This is a genomic window from Desulfobacterales bacterium (assembly GCA_029211065.1).
Taxonomy (GTDB): domain Bacteria; phylum Desulfobacterota; class Desulfobacteria; order Desulfobacterales; family JARGFK01; genus JARGFK01.
In genome coordinates, this window is sequence record JARGFK010000001.1 from 98,130 (window position 1) to 118,872 (window position 20,743).

Here is a 20,743-nt window from a genome sequence, read left to right on the forward strand (position 1 = left end):
CGGAGTCCTCGCTCACCTGCTTGACGATTAGGACTTAAGGATCGTAGCCACAGACCTAACTTTCGGAAAGATTAAACATACATCTGATAGTGTGAAATTTTCAGGACCTCCGGACGTCATTATTTTCAGTGATTTTCTTCCAATCTGGGTGCCGCTGCTTCTGATCATCATGTGTAACACCCGCCATACTCAACCATACTCGCTGTATGCAAAAACTTTCAATAACGAAAAAAACTCAACCAAGCTGGATTCATACTAAAATAGTGACATTTTCAACCATACTGATGGTATTTGCTACAGATTAATTTCCAGCTCAGGATGAATGGGAGGCCAATTTGAAATGTAAATTTAAGATACCACGAAATGAATTGAACGCGCAATAATTATATGTGTTTCAGAGTCATGTACGATAGAGAACTGCCAGAGATAATCTCCAATATTCAAGACAATTCAAAAATGGGTAGAGGGACGGTCTTGTTTTAATGCATTAAGGTTCCAAGAAGGTTAGTAAGGGAATGGCGGATTTTCTATGAGTTGGCCACTACATACCGGTTGATTCAACTATTTCCACCTGAGATATCTTCTGGAGATCGCAGCCGCATCAAAACTACAGATATGAGAGTAGTATCTCAAGGCCAAGAAAAATTGTTATAAGAGAATAGTAGCCGAAATGGAGTATTGTTTTTATATTTTCAAACGACTTTGGTTGTTTTAAATTAAATCGTATGAATGTCAACGGACTATCCCCCACCGACTAAAATCATAAAAATCACCTTTTCCCCGTCTTTGAGGACCCGCTTTGAATATTGGTCGCGGTTTAGAATGCCTTCCTCATTCAGCATCACCTGAATGGTTAAATCCAGTTTGCCGTCATTATCCAGGAGGGCCTTTTGCATCTCCCGGCCGTGGCGCTTTGTAAGAAAAGCGACCAGATCCGCGACGGTTCCGGCGGGAAGATCGATTTCGGTTTTTTTCCCGATGAGTTTTGCCAACGCCGGCAAACCCAGCGATTCGATTTTGATTTTCACAGATTTTACTCCATTGCTAGATGATCTGTTGTTCCTCGAATTTGCGGCTGATGCTTTCCGCCGCTTCCCTGGTGGCCGTTACCAACGCCTTCATTTTATCATCGTCAAGGGTCATTTTAAATCCCACCACCCAGATCGCGGCGCTAAAATGCCGATTTAAACGGATCGGTGCGGCCACGGCCCGGACTCCGGGGATATATTCCTCATAATCAGCGGCATAACCCATCTTTCGAACCTGTTCAATATCGGAAAGATACTGCTGCGGATCGGTGGCGGTATTATCCGTATATCGGGGGATTCCTTTGGATTGAATGATTTGGGACGCCCGGGACGCATTCATTTCGGCCAGGAAAACTTTTCCGGCAGCGCCTGCCATCAGCGGAAGGGCTGTTCCCACCGGGGAAGTGATTTTAAGGTCGTTGCGGGATTCGACGATATCCAGGATGGTGATGTGCTCGCCGTTCAGCACCCCCAGGAAGACAGACTCCTGGGTTATTTCCATCAGGTTTTCCATCACCGGCCGGGCCAGGTCTTTTAAATCGAACTGGGAATAGGCTGCTTTGCCCAGCTCCAGAAGCGTCAGCCCCGAGCGATACCGTTTGGTGGCGGGGTCGCGCATGATGGCGCCAAGTTCTTCCAGGGCGGCGGTGATGCCGTGGACCGTACTTTTACCGATCCCCAGCTCTTTGGACAGGTCACTGATTTTAAGCCCCTGGGCGGATTTGGTGACCAGTCTCAAAATCTCAAACGCTTTTGTTACGGACGGTGCAAGATATTTCGGCGGCATTGTTCACCATAGTGAATATTTTGATTAGTATTACAATTATTTTATTTTTTTGTCAATATTATTTTTTTGAATGGTTATGCTTGTTTTTATATAATTCAAAAGGATTGATACGATCAGTTTTCTCTTGACAGGTCAGCAGAAACTGATATTATTCAAAAAAATATTGTTCATGATAATGAACTATGAAACAGCAGAGTGAACTGAAAGTCATTTCAGAAAGAACGGCAAATGCTGTCGGGCGTTATACCCAATGAGGATTCCAACCGTGAATCACAACGCAGTTCTTGTTATCGGCGGCGGAATTGCAGGGATGCAGGCCTCCATCGACCTGGCCAACATGGGGATTCAGGTGTATTTGGTGGAGAAGACCCCCAGCATCGGCGGTCGCATGGCCCAGTTGGACAAGACCTTTCCCACCAATGACTGCGCCATGTGTATTCTGGCGCCCAAGATGATCGAATGCGCCAATCATGAGAATATCAAACTGCTGACCTACTCGGAACTCGACAGCCTGACCGGCAGGACCGGAAAATACAAGGCCCGTATTATTCGCAAAGCCCGTTTCATTGATGAAGACAAGTGCGTGGGTTGCGGCGACTGTTTAGACGGGTGCCCGATAACGGTCAGCGACAATTTTAACGCAGGGCTGGGCCAACGCAAGGCCATCCACAAATACTTTCCCCAGGCCGTACCGTCTACCTTTACCATCACCCGCCGGGGAACAGCGCCCTGCAAGGCCGCCTGCCCGGCGCATATCAGTGTTCAGGGGTATATCGCACTGGCGGCCCAGGGCAGGTACGATGAAGCGTTGAAGTTGATCAAGGAACAAAATCCGCTCCCGGCTATTTGCGGCAGGGTGTGCCACCACCCCTGTGAATCGGTCTGCACGCGGGGACAGCTGGATGAGCCGGTGGCCATCGATTCCATCAAGCGCTTCGTCGCGGACAGGGAACTTGATGCTGAAAAAAGATACATTCCTGAAATAAAAAACACGAAAAATGAAAAGGTTGCCGTCATCGGTTCGGGCCCGGCCGGGCTTTCCTGCGCCTATTATCTGGCCCGGGAGGGATATGGGGTAACCGTTTTTGAAAAGCTGCCCATTCCCGGCGGAATGCTGTCGGTGGGCATACCGGACTATCGCCTCCCCAGAGATGTTATTGCTGCCGAGATTCAGATTATCCGGGACATGGGCGTCGACATCCGGACCGGGGTGGATGTCGGCAGGGACATCACCATCCAGCAGCTTCGCAAAGAAGGCTATTGCGCCATCTTCCTGGGAATCGGCGCCCAGGAATGCAAGCTCATCGGGATTGAAGGCGAAGACCTGGAGGGGGTGTTCTCCGGCGTTGATTTTTTAAGGGATTTCAATCTGGGCAGATCGATTTCCCTATCCGGCAAACGCATTGCGGTCATCGGCGGCGGGAACGTCGCCATGGATACGGTGAGGACAGCCCTGCGCCTGGGCGCTAAAAAGCCCTTTATCATCTACCGCCGCAGCATCGAAGAGATGCCGGCCAATGCAGAAGAGATCGAGGAATGCAGGGAAGAGGGGATTCAGCTCCTGACGCTGACGAGTCCGACGCGCATCATCGGAGAGGCCGGCAAGGTCATTGCCATCGAGTGCTTGAAAATGAAACTGGCTGAACCGGATGCCAGCGGGCGCAGACGCCCGGTTGCCCGGCAGGGAACGGAATTTATCATTAAAGTGGACGGGGTTATCCCCGCCATCGGCCAGGAATCCGACTGGTCCTGTCTGGGGCCGGAATGCGCCTGCACCCTTTCGGACTGGGGCACGATGAAAGTGGACCCGATCACCTTGCAGACCGATGATCCGGATATTTTTGCAGGCGGCGATGCTGTCACTGGACCGAAAACGGTCATCGAAGCCATTGAAGCCGGCAAACAGGCGGCTGTTTCCATCGATCGGTTTATCCGCAGTGTCGACCTTCGCGAAAATCGCGATGTCCAATGGCCTGCGGCACTGAACATTCCCACCGAGGGATACGATCGCATTCCCCGCAACCGCATGCCGCTGCAGAAGCCGGCCAAGCGGCGCAAAAACTTTTCCGAAGTTCAACTGGGTTTCACGGAAGCCCAAACCCTGGCGGAGGCCAAGCGGTGCATTTCCTGCGGGATTTGTTCGGAATGTTACCGGTGCGCACAGGCCTGCAAGGCGGAAGCCGTCAATTTCAGACAAACGGACAGACCGGTCGATCTGGATGTGGGCGCTGTGATTCTGGCCACCGGGCTTGACCTTTACGATGTCTCTGCTCTGGCCGAATATGGCTGGGGCCAAATAGCCAATGTTATTACGGCCATGCAGTTTGAACGAATGATCTGCGCGTCCGGACCGACCCAGGGGCACCTGAAACGTCCGTCGGACGCAAAGGAGCCGAAAAAACTGGCCTTTATCCAGTGTGTGGCGTCTCGCGATGTCCGCCATCAAAAATATTGCTCGTCTGTCTGCTGCATGCATGCAACCAAGGAGGCTGTTCTGGCCCGGGAACATTACCCGCAGCTGTCTTCAACCATCTTTTATATGGATATGCGGGCGGTGGGAAAGGGGTTTCAGGAGTATATCCAAAGAGCCAAAAGTCAGTACGGAGTGGAATACATCCGTGCCCGACCGGGCCGGGTGACTGAAAACAGCACCAACCACAACCCGGTCATCCATTTCGAGGATACCGTCAACCGGAAACTGGATGCCCGTGAGTTTGACATGGTCATTCTGGCCCAGGCGCTCATACCGAGTGTCGGCAACGCCGGGCTTGCCCAAAAACTGGGCATTGAAATCGACGATTACGGTTTCATCGTCAGCCCGCAGCAATTAAAGAACCCCTTTGGCACCTCCCGTGAAGGGATTTTCGGCTGCGGTTTCTGTCAGTCTCCCATGGACGTGCCCGATTCGGTTGTCCGGGCATCGGCTGCAGCCGCCAAGGCGGCGGAAGTACTGGCAATGGGCGGTGTATCGTTTCAGTCGCCTGATAATATAATTCCAGCGCATAAAACCAGGGCATCAGGAAAAGGCGGGGATTAACTGGATTCGTCTTTGAATTTTGGTTATTGGAATTTGTTTGATATTTAGAATTTGACATTTGGTATTTCAATAAGTGAGGGGGATTCCAATAAAGCAAATCTTCCAGGGGATAACCGAAGCCTGGCCTTCTGGATCAGAATTCATTAACCGGTTGGATTGTTATGTCTCTTAAAATCGGCGTATTTGTCTGCAATTGCGGAACCAATATCGGTGGTACGGTCAATGTGCCCGAGGTGGTAAGGTACGCCGAAACCTTGCCGGATGTCGTTTGCGCCCAGGGAAATCTTTACACCTGCTCGGAGGACGGTCTATCGGCCATTCGTAAAAAGATCGAAGAGCAGGACCTTAACCGGGTGGTGGTGGCCTCCTGCACACCGCGGACCCATGAGCCTCTTTTTAAAAAAAACTGCGAGCTGGCGGGCCTCAACAAATATCTTTTTGAATTTGTCAATCTCAGGGAGCATTGCTCCTGGGTTCACCTGGGTCGGCCGGTTGAAGCTACCGCCAAGGCCAAGGACCTGGTTCGAATGGGTGTGGCCAAGGTCAGCCTGCTCACTGCCCAGCAGGATCAGTCTACAGCGGTAACGCCGGCCACACTGATTATCGGCGGTGGTATTTCAGGGGTTTCAGCGGCATTGACACTAGCGAATCAGGGCTATCGGGTAGAAGTTGTTGAAAAGAAAAAAAGACTGGGGGGGCTTTTACAGGATGTCAACACCCTTTTTCCGGCTGATGAACCCGCTGCCGGCCTGTTAACGCCCCTGATCGATGCGGTCTGTCAGCATGACAACATCCACATTCACCTCCAGGCTGAGGTAAAGGCCGTAAAAGGATTTATCGGAAATTTCACTGCTGTGGTGCGGACCCATAAACAAACTGAAGAAATAAATATCGGCACCATCATTGTCGCTGTGGGTGCGGAAGAATTCAAGCCCAAAGGTTTCCTGGGATATGGCCGCTATGTAAATGTGGTCACCCAGCTTGAATTGGAGAGACGCCTTAATACTAAACATGACGGTTCTAAACAAGTCGTTATGATCAACTGTGTGGGCGCTCGAGACGAGAACCGTCCCTATTGCGGTCGATTCTGCTGCATCACGGCCATGAAGAACGCCAGCTTGATTAAGGCGGCGCATCCCGAAACCCGGGTGACTGTTTTGCAGCGGGACGTGATGGCATACGGAAAGATTTTTGAGGAATATTATCAGAAAGCGCTTTCCCTGGGGGTTCAATTCATCCGTTTCAGTAATGATAAGCCGCCCCGGATCACAGGTACGCAAAAGGCTGCCGACAAGGTAACGGTTTACCATGAACTGATGGGCAAAAAGCTGGTTCTGGAGACCGACCTGGTCGTTCTGACAACACCGCTGATCCCGGCAAAGGATAACCGGCAGCTGTCCCGGATGTTAAAGGTGCCCATCGGCAATGAAGGTTTTTTTATGGAAGCCCATCAAAAGCTCCGGCCGGTGGAGTTCCCGGCCGACGGCATTTTCATTGCGGGCTGTGCCCGGTTCCCTGCTGATATATCCGAATGTGTCGCCCAGGGGTTTGCAGCGGCGGCCAAAGCCGCGGTTCCCATGGCCCGCCGACAGGTGGTCACCGAAGCATTTACGTCTGAGGTCAACCCCCTGCGGTGTTCCGCCTGCGGCCGGTGTGTTGAGATTTGTCCCTTTAACGCGGTCGGCTGGGTTGAAGCCGGAAACGTTGAAGGCGATACGATTCAGATCGCCCGGGTGAATTCGGCCGAGTGCAAGGGCTGCGGATTATGCGTGGCGTCCTGTATCAGCGGCGCCCTTCAATTGAAAGGATTTACGGACGAGCAGCTTCTGGCCATGGTAAATGCCGTCATGGAGGGGCATCGGGAGTAGGGGCAAGTAATTGATGATTGCCGATTGACGATTGGAAAAATCTTTAAATCAACAATCAACAATCATAAATCAACAATCGGAAACCTATATATCTGAACACTTTATTTCAATGATTGAGGGTCGGTATCAGTGAAAGTGAAACACCCGGAACAAAAACCGGTTTTTGACCGGGACACCATCGCGAAGTTTACAAAAGACCACCGGCTGAACCTGTGTCTGGAGTGCGGCAAGTGCAATGCCCTCTGTCCCATGGTGAATCTTTACGGTCGATACGACTATGGCCGGTCCTCCCGGGCCATTGTGGAGCGGATTCTGTTTGAGCCGGACAAGATCGGCGATGAGGCCTTCTGGTTTTGCCTGACCTGCGAGGAATGCACCTTTTACTGCCCCAGCGGGGTCTTGTTCCAAAGCTTTATGACGGCCCTGAGAAACGATATGCTGCAGCAGGGGCATCACCGCTTCGCGGTCATGTGTCCGGACTGCGGCGAGTACCTGATGCCCAAGAATGAAATGGAATATCTGGTGAAACGGGGAAATCGCAAAGAGATAGAGGCGCTGCTGTCCACCTGTCCGCGCTGCAAGAAAAAGAAGTATATGGATACGCTTAAGCGGATGGCGCCCTAGACGGGGGTCAGGGATCGGGGGTCAGTGACGAGTAAAAAGTGACGAGTGACGAGGGACGATTGTTGATTGGAAAAAACCTTTAAATCAAAAATCAACAATCATATATCAACAATCGAATAACCCTTAAATCGAAAATCATCCATCGCAGAGCGTTAGGAAAGTAGACAGTAGGAAGTGGGAAAATGTGGCTAACGGCTAAGGACTTACGGCTCAAGGGAAGAGGGGATGCGCTTTTTCCTTACGCCGTGCGCCCTGTGCCTTTCGCCCAGTCTATAAATCATCCTGCTAAAGGCAGAAAGTCATTAAGACAATAAAATATTAATGTTCTGAATCAATATTGAAAGGAGATAACCATGGCAATCGAGAAAGATAAGATTTCGGCAGCGGAAAGCCTGCGAAATACACGGACCTACGGCAAGTTCAGATGCCATAACCCCAGCTGCATGGGGCGATTGGTGCCGACGGCCGGATCCCGACAGGTTAAATGTCCGGTTTGCGGCCTTGAATTCCGGGTGGCATGGATCCGGCCTGATTTTCCGCGGATCCGCGGGCCTGTCTGGGATGTCAATCGTAAGATCGCGCAAAAAGCAGCCGCAGAAAAGATACAGAAAAAGGAGGAAAGTTAAAATGGCATTAAATAGAAAGATTGCATATATCGATCTCAGCACCGGCAAGATTGAAACCAAACCGATCCCGGTGGAGGTTCGCAGGAAATTTCTCGGCGGCAGGGGGTTGGATGCCTATCTGCTGTATAACCATACCAAAAAGGGTGTGGATTCGCTGGGACCGAAAAACACACTGATCGTCAGCGGCGGCATTTTGACGGCAACCTGTGCGTCGGCAACCGCCCGGACGCACGTGATGGCAAAATCTCCCCTGACCAACCTGCTGGGCAGCTGCAATATGGGCGGCTTCTTTGCGCCGGAACTGGCCTGGGCCGGTTTTCATCACCTGGTCATCAAGGGAAAGGCCAAAAAGCCCGTATACCTCTGGATTCATAACGGCGAAATCGAAATCAGAGATGCCGCCAGCCTCTGGGGGCTCACCACCACGGAAACCCAGTGGGCCATTCGCAAGGAGCTGGATGACGAGGATATCAAAAGTATGGTGATCGGTCCGGCCGGTGAAAATCTGGTTCGTTTTGCCAACGTCATGACGGGGATCAAGAATTCCGGCGGCAGGACCGGGATGGGGGCTGTGATGGGGTCTAAAAACCTCAAAGCGATTGCCGCCAGGGGAACCATGGACATCAAGATTGCCCATCCCATTGACGCCCTGGAGTTCAACAAGCGCTTTATCGACCAGATCACCAGCGCCAAGGTCAATCAAACCCAGGGGACCCTGGGAACGCCTTTTATCTGGGGCGCCACCAATTCCTGGGGCGGCGTCAGAACCCGTAATTTCCAGTACAATCAGTGCGAGTATGCCGATGATATCGAACCCGAGCGGATAGATGAAATCTGTACCGAAACCATGGGGCCGCATCACATGACCGGCTGCTTCGGCTGTCAGGTGCACTGCCGCGCCAAGTATAAAATTCCCACAGGGCCGTATGCCGGAAAATATGATGAAGGTCCGGAATATACCTCCCAGGGTGCCTTCGGCGGCGAGCCCGATTGCAAAAGCGCCGAGACGGTCCTGACCGGCAACCATCTGGTGAACCAGTGGGGTGTGGACAACCTGGAAATCGGCAGCATCATTGCCTGGGCAATGGAGCTTTATGAACTGGGGATCCTCACGTCCAAGGACACGGATGGCCTGGAGTTGCGGTTCGGCAATGATGAGGCCCTGCTGGAGATGGTTCGCCGCATTTGCTTTCGGGAGGGCTGGCTGGGGGATACCCTGGCCGACGGCGGCATCCCGGCATCCGAGAAGATCGGGAAAAATTCGTTTGACTACCTCATCCAGGTCAAAGGGATGAACAACCTGCATTCGGACGAAAGAGCCACCCCGGGGCTGGCCCTGAATATCGCCACAGCTTCCCGGGGCTCCGATCATTTAAGAAGCAGGCCGGCCATTGACCTCTACCATCTGCCCGAAGCGGTCTTGCGAAAGATTTACAGCAATCCCGTTCCCTATGACGGTCCCTTAAGCTCGGAGCATACCGAATATATCGGCAAACCCTGGCAGGTTTTCTGGCAGGAGAATTGCTACATGGCGGTTGACTGTCTGGGAATATGCAAATATCACACGACCTTTTTAGGGGCGACCCTGCCGAATTTCGAAGATTGGCCCAAGGTGCTGTACTACAATACCGGCCTGGAGTTCACACCCAAGGATATATGGGACATCGCGGAGCGCTGCAATAATATAGAACGGCTGTTTAATCTGCGGGAGGGGCTGACCCGGGACGACTTGAAAAAGGGCGATACCCTCAACCATCGTTACTTTGATGAGCCCTGCCTGCGGGGGGCGCCGGATGTCATCGGCGCCAAAATCGACCGGAAAAAATTCAAGAAGATGGTTGATGAGTTTTACGTTCATCATGGTTGGGACAAAAACGGCGTACCCACGCCGGAAACATTGAAACGGCTGGGCCTGGACCAGGAACCGTCCCATCTATTATAAGTTTTTAAGGAGGAAGCCAATGGAAAAAGTCCTGAAGATAGATTATCAGAAATGTACCGGCTGCCGGCTGTGCGAGCTGGTTTGTTCGGTATCCCACCACGGGGTTTCAAACCCTGCCCGCAGCCGCATCAAGGTAGTGAAATGGGAGGCCGAAGGCCTGTATGTCCCCATGACCTGTCAGCAGTGCGAAGATGCCCCCTGCATCAGTGTCTGCCCGGTAAAAGCGACGTCCCGCGACGAGAACGATGGGTTTGTGGTGATTGACTATGAAAAATGCATCGGCTGCCGGTCCTGCGTGACGGTTTGCCCGTTCGGCGCCAGGAATTACAGTACCATTGACAAGGTGGTGTTGAAATGCGACCTGTGCGGCGGCGACCCGCAGTGCGCAAGATTCTGCGAGGTCAAGGCGGTTGATTTTATCAGTGCGGACCGACTGAGCCAGTCCAAGAAAAAGGATGCCGCCAAAAGGCTTTCAACCGCTCAGAAGGCGGCTGCCACCCTCTATCCGGAGTGATAATGGCGGGCGAAATACAGAGCGGGTTTGAAAAAATAAATAATTTACTTGCATTTTATCTAAAGATGTGAATAATGTTCAAAAATCAATCAAGTCCTACGTTAAATAAGGTGGGACAGTTTCCTTCTGAAGGAACCATTCGTTTGCCGATGCGGCATCCTCCAGTTTGAGACATTGAAAAACTTAGGAAAGGAGGATGCGATTATGGCGAATGGAACTGTAAAATGGTTTAACGATCGAAAAGGGTTCGGATTCATTGAGCAGGAAGATGGGCCGGATGTGTTTGTTCATCATTCCGGAATCAAGGCAGAAGGTTTTAAATCTCTCAATGAAGGCGACAAGGTTACCTTTGACATAGAGAAGGGACAAAAAGGTCCTTCCGCTGTGAATGTCACGGTGGTCTAATTACGATTTCTGAAAAAAAGAGGGCATTCCTTCGAAAAGGAAGGAGTGCCCTTTGTTTTTTCGATAAATCGGACGATGCATCGAGACGTTTGAAAAATGTTCTTTTGTTCAAGTTCAAGGACGGCGATTCCACCACGGCGGGAATGAAATAGCCCGCAGCAAGACTTATCGACGAGCTCAAGTCGAGTTGTTACGGGGCATCTGATGCCATGCCGGACTTGAGGAGCCTGCCCCGCACCTTGATGCGGGGGCATCCAGTTTGTGTTTCTGGATTCCGGCATTCGCCGGAATGACGACTTGCGGCAAGCCGCGGGGAATTGGACCCAAAAGAGAATTAATCCCGCGAAACGCGGGCTTGAGTCTGACGCTGAAATCGAACAAAAGAGGGTGTTTGGCGAAGGTCCCGCCGGCGCTGAAGGTTAATGGATTAACCAAAGTACAAGTGAAAGGATTTTAAATGAATATTTATGTGGGCAATTTATCCTACAACCTTAACGAGGACGGACTAAAAGCCATGTTCGATGAGTTTGGCGAAGTTGAAAGCGCCAAAATTATCATGGACCGGTTTTCCGGCAGATCAAAAGGTTTTGGTTTCGTGGAGATGCCGAGCAATTCCGAAGCGGACCAGGCAATAAAGGCGTTAAACGGGAGACTCATCGAAGGGAAAAATATAAAAGTAAACCCGGCGAACCCGGGCGGCAAACGTGCTAAAAAAACATTTAAACCGAGACGGTATTAAGGCCGCAAGCCGCAGTTCATATCAAAGCGAAGGGGTGCGAGGCTTCGGCCGTTGTCTGTTTTAAGGTTCAGATAGCGTTCGTGTTTGAGGTCTTTCTCTCAATGATTTGTGAGAAAGGGTTCAGGGTTCAAGGGCTCGCTGCTAGTCCTGAAACCCTTGAATCCACTTCGCTAAGAATTTATTCGCAAAATTATAAAAATCCTTTTTTCATCCATCTCAGCCACCTGTCTATTCCATTTCAATGGGCAACCCTATTTCCAAACCAAACCAAAAGATGGCGATCATCACCAGCTACTTTGCCGGGGAGACCTATGGGCTGCTGGGGCCCCAGTTGGCGGCAACGCTGATCGAGGCGCACACGCCTTATGAGTGTATTGTCATCGCGGTTGCGCGCGAAGATGATAAAACGCTGCTCAAAGCCGCCTTGTCCGATTATTTTGGGAAAGAACGTCCCCTCATCGGTTTTTCCAGCCTGAGCGGACGCGAGGACCTCTTTGATTTTGCTAAAGATCTTACGGAAGAAGGCTGCTTTACTATTCTGGCCGGGCCCCAGGCGGATGTCGACTTTAGCGGAGAAGTCGATTGCAGGGACTTTCCGCACCGTTTCCAGGGGCTTTCCGGGTATTTTTCCTGCGCGCTCCAGGGGCCGGCCGAAGCGTGTTTTCATCTGCTGGCAGGGATGGATAACGATTGGCAGCGGGATGTTCCCGGACTTCTCACCATCGGCGCAGACGGCGCCGTCATTCGGGCTGCCCGACAGCCCTGGAATGAGAAATATTTTCAGACCGTTCGGTGGGATAATATCTACAGGCTGGAAAAGTCACAGATAATACCCCATCACGTCAGCAGCGCCCAGGTATTGCAGCAGATCGGATGTCCGTATGCCGCCGCCCGAAGATGGGTGGAAATAGACCATCCCGCATTTTTTAATAACCAAAAGGGGTTCAAGGCCGATGTGCTTTTAAAAGGGTGCAGTTTTTGCGACATTGCCGTGGACAAGGGCTTCCAGGGATCCTTTGGTCTGGAAACCGTCTTAAACCAGATTCAAGCTCTCCCGGCTGCAAACGGCCGCAAAATACCGTTTGAGCTGATCAATGAAAATCCGCTTCCGGGACTCCTGCAGTTGCTCTATGAAGCTGAAAAGAATAAGATTCCGCTTTCGCGGATCAACCTGATCATGCGGGCGGACTGGTTTCTGAAGGGATCCGAAATTCTGCCGAAGGTCCTGCTGAGGGCAAGGGATATGGGTATCCGCATCGTTCTGGCTTCGGTGGGATTTGAATCCTTTGATGATACGATTTTACGGAATCTGAATAAAGGCCTGACAATCGAAACGATTCTGAAAGCGGTATCCCTGATGCGCGGCCTCAAAGATGAATTTCCGGACGTATGGGGCTATACCCGGTCCGATGGCGCCAACCACGGGTTTATCCACCCGACGCCCTGGGACAGCGAAAAAACTTCTCAAAATATACAGGGGGTCATCGATCGCTACGATTTGGCCCCCGACATACTGCCCGATCACAGCACCCCGCTGATCATCCACCATGCCTCGGGCCTGGCCGACTGGATTCGCGAAATTGAAAAAAAAGAAGTGGTTCAGTTCCGGCGCTATGGATCTATTATCGGATGGTGGCCTGAATCGCTTGATTAATACCTTTACAATGCGCATGAAAATTGTTACAAAATATAATATGTTAACATGTATCGGGGTGATCCTTTGGGAGACTTTCCGGAGGGGATTGGTCTGGTTCAGTCGGTAATATTGCTGAAATTCAAGGTTGAATTCAGCAGAAAGTCTAAAGGTAAAATTCGTGAAAAAAGAAAGCATTACAAAACGACTCGCTCGTCTGGTGCATCAGGAGCCGGCGCTGGAATCCATTTTCCTTTCAACTGAGACGATTGAAATCAAACGAAGAAAAGTCAAGCGGTTTTTGTCGGACATGCTGGTGGCGACATTTGATGACAACCCCAAGATTCCCCCGCTGGAATGGGTGCTGACCCGTGACGCCATCGGCGTATTCCGCAATATTTTGTCGGTCCGCAGTGAGCGCCTGGCCGGGTTCAGTTTCCTGAGATACGTGAACGCCATCTTAAAGGGGGAGGGACTTATGGATCAACCCGATCCGAGTCCCGGATTTTTTGCCGAATTTGAACACCTGCTTCGGGGGGTTGCAGGCAAAACCAAAATTTACCCCGATAAGTTTCCGGCATTCGCAAAACACGAAGGGCGCAAGGCCGCAAGATTAAGATCAGCCGATCTGTCGCGCATGGCCGCGTCTTCCGATGCGTTTATAGAACGGTATCCCCATGGACTGGACAAGGACGTGATTCGCAAAAGAATCAGCAACAAGGCCCGAATATTGAAACACTTCAATGCCACCGAGTTTGAATGGGATCAATGGAAGTGGCAGACCCGGCATATTGTCAGAGACGCCGAAACCTTAAACAGGCTCATCACCCTGTCGGATGAGGAGTATCAGGCTGTTAAACTGGCCCGGGAATATAAAATTCCCTTCGGCATTACGCCCTATTATCTGTCCTTGATGGATTTTCAATCAACCGATGGAAACGACAGCGCGCTGAGGGCCCAGGTGATTCCAACGCTGCATTACGTCCGGACGATGAAGCAACAGAGGGATGCTTCCGAATGCTCAATGGATTTCATGCTCGAGCAGGATACGTCTCCCATCGACGGCATTACCCGTCGCTATCCCAAGATCGTCATTTTAAAACCCATAATGACCTGCCCGCAAATCTGCGTATATTGCCAGCGCAACTGGGAAATTGAAGATGTGTATTCACCGGCCGCAGCCTTGTCAAAAGAAAAGCTGAAAAAGGCCATCGGATGGATTGCCGCTACGCCTGAAATCAGCGAGGTTCTTATCACCGGCGGCGACCCGTTTCTGATGTCCAGTGCCGGGATGGAAAACCTGCTCTACAGGCTGTCGCGCATCAAACATGTTGAACGAATCCGGATCGGCACCCGCACATTGGTGACGATGCCCCAGCGCATTACCGATTCGCTGGTGCGGGATATCAATCATTTCCATCATCCCGGCAAGCGTGAAATCATTATTGTGACCCATTTCGAGCATCCCTACGAAATTTCGCCCCAGGCAATGGAGGCGGTTCAAAAATTTCGCCGTTCCGGAATCGAAGTGAATAACCAGCTTGTATATACATTTTACAACTCCAGAAAATTCGAAGCCGCTGCCCTGCGCCACAAACTGCGTTTAGTGGGCGTGACGCCTTACTATACCTTTAACACGAAAGGCAAAGACGAAACAGACGATTACCGGGTGCCGATTGCACGGCTGCTGCAGGAGCAGCAGGAGGAAGCCCGCCTCCTGCCGGGGACCGACCGAACCGATGAAATAGTTTTCAATGTCCCCGGGCTGGGCAAAAACTACCTGCGGGCAACCCAGCACCATGATGTTATTTCCATCCTGCCCAATGGCCGCAGAGTCTATGAATTTCATCCCTGGGAAAAGCAATTGTCGCTGGCCGACACCTATGTATACACGGATGTATCGATTTGTGACTATCTTAAAAGGCTGAAGGGACGAGGCGAGAATCCGTCAGACTACCGGACGATCTGGTATTATTACTAAAGGCTGAAGGGGGCGAGGTATTGATGATTGGCGATTGGTGATTGACGATTGATGATTGGTGATTGGTGATTGGAAAAATCTTTAAATCAAAAATCATCAATCATATATCAACTGTCGGATAACCCTTGAGTCGTAAAGCATCAATATTTTTAAAACCATGACAAAAGCAGATCCTGAAATAAAAGCGGATGTAGTCATCATCGGAGCCGGCCTGGCCGGGATGACGGCGGCCTATAGTGCGCATGAGCAGGGCGCCGGGGTCGTACTGGTGGACAGGGGCGCCATCGGCACCGGCACCAATTCCGCCATGTCAAACGGGCGCTTTGCGGGACCGACGGCCGATTACAGCATCGCACGGTTCATTCAGGACATCCGCCAAACCGGCCGGGGTATCAATTCGGAAAAGATGGTGCATCAGGTGGCTGCTGAAGCGCCGTCGGCGTTTAGACACCTGCAATCCATCGGGCTTGAACTGGACGTTTTTTACGACCATTATTTTTACAAAAGCTCCCGTCCGGATGTGATGCGGGGTACAAGCCTTACCAGAAAAATGGCGCAAATACTCCGCTCCCTGGAACGGGTCCGGATGGTAACCGGGTTCTATGCCACGGATATTTTAAAATCTGAAAGCGGCGTTGCCGGGGTTCAAGGCTTTGACGCAAACGGTAGACCCCTGTCGCTTGCCGCTCCGGCCGTTGTTCTGGCAACCGGCGGCGGCGGGGCCGTCTATCTCCGCAATGACAACCAGAAAAGCATGATGGGGCAGGGCTATTATCTGGCGGCTAAAGCAGGCCTTGAATTGTGGGATATGGAGTTTGTTCAATTCTACCCCATTGTTCTGGCGGAACCGCGGGTTTCGTGCTGAAAAGAAAGGACTGAACCGCAAAGGCGCAAAGGACGCGAAGTTATTTGTCCGAACCGGGTGCCAGCCGGAAAAGAACGGTCGGCCACGGTTCGGACAAAGATGCCCGTTTTAGAGATACACTTAAGCGTAGTTCTGAGGAGAAACACCGGCGCAATGATCTGCCACCCAGGGCGTTGGCCTTATTGCTGATAGTTTCACCCGATCAGCAAAAAATCCAAAAACCTCTTTGCGTCCTTCGCGCCTTTGCGGTTCAAATTTTATGCTCTTCAGAAAATCGCGCAACGCTCTATTCTCCCGGTTTGATCCATTCTTCAGGCTTGCGATACGCCAGGGTGATTTCCTTTAGCTTTTCCTTTTGCTCCAGGTAACGGGCTTTCATCTGCAGCAGCCATTCTTTATGATGCAAGGCCTCTTCCTTGCTTAAAAAAAGTTCATGCCCGCTTTTGTGGATCTTGAAAACCGGTCCGCCCATCTCCAGGCGGATGGTCCCCGGATTGCTGCACAGCAGGCAATGAACCCGATCATCTCCCAGAAAGCGAAATGTATCGCCGCCGCACAAGGGGCAAAAGGGTCTTTCTTTGCCCGTCGCCGGTGCAAAGAGGGCCGTGGATAGAGCCTTGGCAGCTTCAATGTTCTCCCGGTTTAAAAAGACCTCGCCGGGCAGGGCACCATAACAGACTCGGGTTTGTTTGATTTCCGTTAAGGCCATCTTTAAAAAATTCTGGATCCCAAGAAGCGTATGCCCTTCTTTGCCGGGAATTCCGGCGATGGCGACACCCACAGCCGGTTTTCCCCACAACCTGTCGATATGGGCATAAAAGGCGAGACCCCTGTCAAGCAGCCGTTTTAAACTTGCGTTGGCGCCCAGAAAATATGTGGGGGCAGCCACAATCAAAGCGTCGGCTTCAACAATGGCGTCCAGTACCCGTTGAAAATCATCCTGCTGGACGCATTTTTCTTCCTTGAACAAGCAGGCGTAACATCCACGGCAGGGCAGCAGGTTGAATTCAGTGAGGCGCAGCAGGCGCAATTCATGGGGCACTGTTATTTGGCGGCCGATTTCCTTCACCATGATTTCGCAGTTACCCAGTTTTCGCGGCGATCCGATTATTCCCAGAATTTTTTTCATGCTGCCTCCGGTGATGGTGGGTTCAATTTGTATTTTCAGTGGTATTATCACAACAGGGTTTATTTTTCCAATTAATAGAAACATTTGAACCGCAAAGGCGCCAAGGACGCAAGTATTGCTCCACAGAACCGCACTTCAGCAGGTCTAAAAAATGGCATTTTTGCCCGAACCGAAGGTGGCCATTAATTCCCGATTGTTGATCTATGATTGATGATTTTCGATTTAAGGGCGTTTCCAATCGTCAATCATCAATCGCCAATCATCAATGACTTACCTCCGATCCCGATCTCCAGGCCATTGAACCTGCAACCCGCAACTCGTCACTGTTCTTTTTTCCTGAACCCCGCTCCCTGACATCCGACCCTATTCTATATTTTTTTATCGACGAAGCCGATGCAAGTATGCTAAGAGTGACATAATTACCAACCATAAATTTCCTGTGTTTTATTAATAATCGAAAGGAGAACAGCAAATGGAGTTTAATAGTATTCAAGACATTCTTGATTTTGCCATCAGCAAAGAAAAAGAAGCGGCTGCTTTTTATACTGAGGCCGGTAAAGAAGAGTCCATGTCCGGCGCGAAAGAAATGCTGAAGGAATTTGCCCAGGAAGAGCGGAAGCATCAAACCCTCCTCGAAGAATTCAAGAAAAAGGGGTTTGCCCCGGGCATTTCCGATTATAAATTCAAATGGATCACAGATATTAAACGCAGCAATTATATTGTAGATATGGAATACCGCAAAGGAATGCCTTACAATGAGCTTCTGATGCTGGCCATGAAGCGTGAAGAAAAAGCCCTGGCACTCTATAATGAGATGCAGCTCAAGGCCGAAACCCCTGAAGGCAAAAAACTTTTTAAGATGCTCTGCCAGGAAGAGGCCAAACACAAACTGTCCCTTGAAACGATGTATGACGACTACATGGCCCAGATGGGGGATTAGAACCGTCCGCTGTGGAATCACCGCAGTGTTTGTCTGTTTTATACCGCTTTCCATAATAAAGTTCCGAAACAATGAATTGCGGTATAAGCGGTTGTAGAAGCAACCTTTGGGATAATGGAACGTTTTTTTGACAACCGCTATAACCGACGGACCAGTATAAAAGAAAAATACTTAGAACAACGGGAATCGTCAGTCTCAACAGCTATCAAGCATAATAAAGGGAGGGAGACCATGAAAAGGATATTTTTCGTGTTGGCTGCCGTTTTTTTGGTGTTTGGTGCGACGGCCCAGTCAGAAGAACTCAAAGCGGATATGCAGGCTTCAAACTGGTCGTTTCCGGATGCGGACGGCAAGGCGTTTACCATGGATTCCTGGGCCGGCAAAGTTCTGGTGGTGAACTATGTGGATCCGGACGAATCGGATCTGAACGAACACTTTACCGACGCGCTGAAAAAAGCCAAAGACGACGGCCGGCTGAAAGAGGAAACCTACAAAGGCATCGGTATTGCCGACTGCGCTGCGACCTGGAAGCCGGACTTCGCTATTCGGGCCATTGCCGGCCGCAAGGCCAAAAAGTATAATACCGTCATCCTGTTTGACTACGATGCCAGCCTGCGCAAGGCCTGGGGACTGGCCGAGGATACGGCCAATGTGGTCATTCTGGACAAAAACCGGGTCGCCCGTGCCGTTATCAAAGCGCGGGTTCCGGACGATCTGGTGGATAAACTGGTAAAGCTGGTGATTGAGCTGCAGTAACTGATTAGGTGTTTAGGCTGAAGACTGAAGGCCGCAACCGACGGGAATAATGGTTTTCAGACTTATACTGTCAGTTGCCGGTTGTTTGTTGTCCATTGAAGATCCGGCCACGGAAGACGGACCACCGACGACGGACCTTTTCCGCCTTCATCTTCCTTCAGCCTTCGGTCTTCGGTCTTCAGCCTATTTCCCTGTTCTTCCCCTACAGGCTTTCATCCGCAACCACCGGATGCGCCTTGAGGTATTCGAGCCGGTTCAGACCGTTGATGTAGGCCTTGGCACTGGCGGTTATGATATCAGGGTCTGCGCCTTTGCCGAGTGCCAGCAGGCCATTCTCTCTCAGGCGCACCGTGACTTCTCCCATTGCATCGGTACCGCCGGTGAGGGCGCTGACCGAAAATCTCAACAATTCTGAGCCCGTATCGGTCAGTTTTGCGATGGTGTTGTAAACCGCGTCAATGGGGCCGTTGCCGTACCCGGCGCCTTTGACGGAGCGATCTTTGATTAAAAGTTTCACGCTGGCCATTGGCAGAACCGTCGTTCCGCTGATGACATGCAGGTATTCCAGCCGAAAGATATCGGCGGTTCGCAGAATCCCTTCTGCCACTATAACTTCCAGATCTTCATCCACCACATGTTTTTTCTTGTCCGCCAGTTCCTTGAATTTTACAAAAACCAGTTGAACCTCTTCGTCGGAAAGATCGTATCCCAGGTCTTTGAGGTGTTCGCGCAGGGCGTGGCGACCGGAATGTTTGCCGAGGATCATCTTGTTCTTGCTGAGTCCGATGGTTTCCGGCTTCATGATTTCGTAGGTCATGGGGTTTTTCAAGACGCCGTCCTGATGAATTCCGGCTTCATGGGCAAACGCATTGGCGCCGACAATCGCCTTGTTGGGCTGCACGATGATGCCGGTGATCATGCTCACCAGCCGGCTGGTGTGGTAAATCTGGTCTGTCCGGATGCCGGTGGTAACCGGAAGAAAATTCGGCCGGGTATGAAGGGCCATGACCACTTCTTCCAGAGAGGTATTGCCGGCCCTTTCGCCGATGCCGTTGATGGTGACTTCGGCCTGCCGGGCGCCGGCATTGATGGCCGCGATGGTATTGGCCGTAGCCAGGCCGAGATCGTTATGGCAGTGAACGCTTAAAACAGCCTTGTGGATGTTGGGCGTATGGGTCATGACATATTTAACAAGGCTTTCGAATTCCTGGGGAATGGCATACCCGACGGTATCCGGCAGGTTGACGGTTGTGGCGCCGGCTTCAATGGCCGCTTCGAATACCTTGCACAGAAAGTCCCGGTCGCTGCGGGAGCCGTCCTCGGCTGAAAATTCAATATTTTCTGTGAGGGATTTGGCGTACCTGACGGACTCCACCGCCTTTTTGACCACCTCATCCCTGGACATTTTCAACTTGTATGTCATGTGGATGTCCGAGGTGGCGATGAAGGTATGGATGCGTGGTTTGGCTGCGTTACGAATCGCTTGCCAGGCCCGGTCGATGTCTTCTCTGGAAGTGCGCGCCAGACCGGCTATTTCGATTCCTTTTATTTTATTTGCGATGGATGAGACCGCATCAAAATCACCTTCGGATGCAGCCGGAAAACCGGCTTCCAGCACATCCACCCCCAGTTTTTCCATCTGGGAGGCCAGTCGCAGTTTTTCAGCGGTGTTCATGCTGGCGCCGGGGGATTGCTCGCCGTCCCGCAGGGTCGTGTCGAAAATAATTACTTTGTCGCTCATGTTATTTGCTCCTTATGATGTCCGTTGCCTGTTGTCCCTTGTCAGTCGTCCGTTGTCCGTAGAGCTTTAACCGCCCGTTCGCTTGGCTCCCTCAAGACGCAAAGGACGCGAAGATTTTTGGCCGTATC

At 51.2% G+C, this 20,743-nt stretch carries 17 protein-coding genes; 13 read left to right on the forward strand and 4 right to left on the reverse strand.

The window, feature by feature from the left end; genetic code table 11:
* Positions 1 to 740 precede the first annotated feature (740 nt).
* Both P1P89_00545 and P1P89_00550 read right to left on the reverse strand, forming a co-directional pair.
* The gene (locus P1P89_00545; protein ID MDF1589971.1) at positions 741 to 1,028 is read right to left on the reverse strand and encodes a MoaD/ThiS family protein; all 288 of its coding nucleotides are present in this window, start codon (positions 1,026 to 1,028) and stop codon (positions 741 to 743) included.
* Between the two features lie 16 nt (positions 1,029 to 1,044).
* Positions 1,045 to 1,815 carry an IclR family transcriptional regulator gene (locus P1P89_00550; protein MDF1589972.1) on the reverse strand — a complete coding sequence of 257 codons (771 nt, stop codon included), beginning with the start codon at positions 1,813 to 1,815 and terminating at the stop codon, positions 1,045 to 1,047.
* Between the two features lie 265 nt (positions 1,816 to 2,080).
* Here P1P89_00550 and P1P89_00555 point away from each other — a divergent pair, with 265 nt between their 5' ends.
* From P1P89_00555 to P1P89_00605, 11 genes are all read left to right on the forward strand, one after another.
* Positions 2,081 to 4,852 (forward strand): NAD(P)-binding protein, encoded by a 2,772-nt coding sequence (locus P1P89_00555; protein ID MDF1589973.1) that lies wholly within the window; start codon positions 2,081 to 2,083, stop codon positions 4,850 to 4,852.
* Between the two features lie 161 nt (positions 4,853 to 5,013).
* A complete protein-coding gene (locus P1P89_00560; protein MDF1589974.1) occupies positions 5,014 to 6,720 on the forward strand; it encodes a CoB--CoM heterodisulfide reductase iron-sulfur subunit A family protein in 1,707 nt (568 codons plus the stop codon).
* A 129-nt stretch (positions 6,721 to 6,849) separates the two neighbouring features.
* Positions 6,850 to 7,344: a 4Fe-4S dicluster domain-containing protein gene (locus P1P89_00565; GenBank protein MDF1589975.1), complete on the forward strand. Its 495-nt coding sequence runs from the start codon at positions 6,850 to 6,852 to the stop codon at positions 7,342 to 7,344.
* A 353-nt stretch (positions 7,345 to 7,697) separates the two neighbouring features.
* Positions 7,698 to 7,970: a hypothetical protein gene (locus P1P89_00570; GenBank protein MDF1589976.1), complete on the forward strand. Its 273-nt coding sequence runs from the start codon at positions 7,698 to 7,700 to the stop codon at positions 7,968 to 7,970.
* A 1-nt stretch (position 7,971) separates the two neighbouring features.
* Positions 7,972 to 9,912: an aldehyde ferredoxin oxidoreductase family protein gene (locus P1P89_00575; GenBank protein MDF1589977.1), complete on the forward strand. Its 1,941-nt coding sequence runs from the start codon at positions 7,972 to 7,974 to the stop codon at positions 9,910 to 9,912.
* Between the two features lie 19 nt (positions 9,913 to 9,931).
* Positions 9,932 to 10,426: a 4Fe-4S dicluster domain-containing protein gene (locus P1P89_00580; GenBank protein ID MDF1589978.1), complete on the forward strand. Its 495-nt coding sequence runs from the start codon at positions 9,932 to 9,934 to the stop codon at positions 10,424 to 10,426.
* 204 nt (positions 10,427 to 10,630) lie between these two features.
* Positions 10,631 to 10,831, forward strand: coding sequence for a cold-shock protein (locus P1P89_00585; GenBank protein ID MDF1589979.1), 201 nt, complete (start codon positions 10,631 to 10,633; stop codon positions 10,829 to 10,831).
* Positions 10,832 to 11,288: 457 nt separating this feature from the next.
* Entirely contained in the window at positions 11,289 to 11,570 is a 282-nt protein-coding gene (locus P1P89_00590) for an RNA-binding protein (GenBank protein MDF1589980.1), read from the forward strand.
* A gap of 274 nt (positions 11,571 to 11,844) precedes the next feature.
* Positions 11,845 to 13,224, forward strand: coding sequence for a hypothetical protein (locus P1P89_00595; GenBank protein MDF1589981.1), 1,380 nt, complete (start codon positions 11,845 to 11,847; stop codon positions 13,222 to 13,224).
* A 160-nt stretch (positions 13,225 to 13,384) separates the two neighbouring features.
* A complete protein-coding gene (locus tag P1P89_00600) occupies positions 13,385 to 15,184 on the forward strand; it encodes a KamA family radical SAM protein (protein MDF1589982.1) in 1,800 nt (599 codons plus the stop codon).
* A gap of 157 nt (positions 15,185 to 15,341) precedes the next feature.
* The gene (locus P1P89_00605; protein MDF1589983.1) at positions 15,342 to 16,049 is read left to right on the forward strand and encodes an FAD-dependent oxidoreductase; all 708 of its coding nucleotides are present in this window, start codon (positions 15,342 to 15,344) and stop codon (positions 16,047 to 16,049) included.
* Positions 16,050 to 16,335: 286 nt separating this feature from the next.
* Here the strand turns inward: P1P89_00605 and P1P89_00610 are convergent, their stop codons facing one another.
* Positions 16,336 to 17,178, reverse strand: a complete 843-nt coding sequence (locus tag P1P89_00610; GenBank protein ID MDF1589984.1) for a flavodoxin family protein — start codon at positions 17,176 to 17,178, stop codon at positions 16,336 to 16,338.
* Positions 17,179 to 17,650: 472 nt separating this feature from the next.
* Between P1P89_00610 and P1P89_00615 the strand changes: the two genes are divergently transcribed.
* Positions 17,651 to 18,118: a ferritin family protein gene (locus tag P1P89_00615; GenBank protein ID MDF1589985.1), complete on the forward strand. Its 468-nt coding sequence runs from the start codon at positions 17,651 to 17,653 to the stop codon at positions 18,116 to 18,118.
* A 231-nt stretch (positions 18,119 to 18,349) separates the two neighbouring features.
* Entirely contained in the window at positions 18,350 to 18,874 is a 525-nt protein-coding gene (locus tag P1P89_00620) for a YtfJ family protein (protein ID MDF1589986.1), read from the forward strand.
* Positions 18,875 to 19,076: 202 nt separating this feature from the next.
* Here the strand turns inward: P1P89_00620 and P1P89_00625 are convergent, their stop codons facing one another.
* Positions 19,077 to 20,615 (reverse strand): 2-isopropylmalate synthase, encoded by a 1,539-nt coding sequence (locus P1P89_00625; GenBank protein MDF1589987.1) that lies wholly within the window; start codon positions 20,613 to 20,615, stop codon positions 19,077 to 19,079.
* Positions 20,616 to 20,743 lie beyond the last annotated feature (128 nt).

Coding starts and splice junctions, on each gene's coding strand:
- P1P89_00550 (MDF1589972.1), bottom strand. CDS start 1,815: ATGCCGCCGAAATATCTTGCACCGTCCGTAACAAAAGCGTTTGAGATT.
- P1P89_00560 (MDF1589974.1), top strand. CDS start 5,014: ATGTCTCTTAAAATCGGCGTATTTGTCTGCAATTGCGGAACCAATATC.
- P1P89_00570 (MDF1589976.1), top strand. CDS start 7,698: ATGGCAATCGAGAAAGATAAGATTTCGGCAGCGGAAAGCCTGCGAAAT.
- P1P89_00575 (MDF1589977.1), top strand. CDS start 7,972: ATGGCATTAAATAGAAAGATTGCATATATCGATCTCAGCACCGGCAAG.
- P1P89_00580 (MDF1589978.1), top strand. CDS start 9,932: ATGGAAAAAGTCCTGAAGATAGATTATCAGAAATGTACCGGCTGCCGG.
- P1P89_00585 (MDF1589979.1), top strand. CDS start 10,631: ATGGCGAATGGAACTGTAAAATGGTTTAACGATCGAAAAGGGTTCGGA.
- P1P89_00590 (MDF1589980.1), top strand. CDS start 11,289: ATGAATATTTATGTGGGCAATTTATCCTACAACCTTAACGAGGACGGA.
- P1P89_00595 (MDF1589981.1), top strand. CDS start 11,845: ATGGCGATCATCACCAGCTACTTTGCCGGGGAGACCTATGGGCTGCTG.
- P1P89_00605 (MDF1589983.1), top strand. CDS start 15,342: ATGACAAAAGCAGATCCTGAAATAAAAGCGGATGTAGTCATCATCGGA.
- P1P89_00610 (MDF1589984.1), bottom strand. CDS start 17,178: ATGAAAAAAATTCTGGGAATAATCGGATCGCCGCGAAAACTGGGTAAC.
- P1P89_00615 (MDF1589985.1), top strand. CDS start 17,651: ATGGAGTTTAATAGTATTCAAGACATTCTTGATTTTGCCATCAGCAAA.
- P1P89_00620 (MDF1589986.1), top strand. CDS start 18,350: ATGAAAAGGATATTTTTCGTGTTGGCTGCCGTTTTTTTGGTGTTTGGT.
- P1P89_00625 (MDF1589987.1), bottom strand. CDS start 20,615: ATGAGCGACAAAGTAATTATTTTCGACACGACCCTGCGGGACGGCGAG.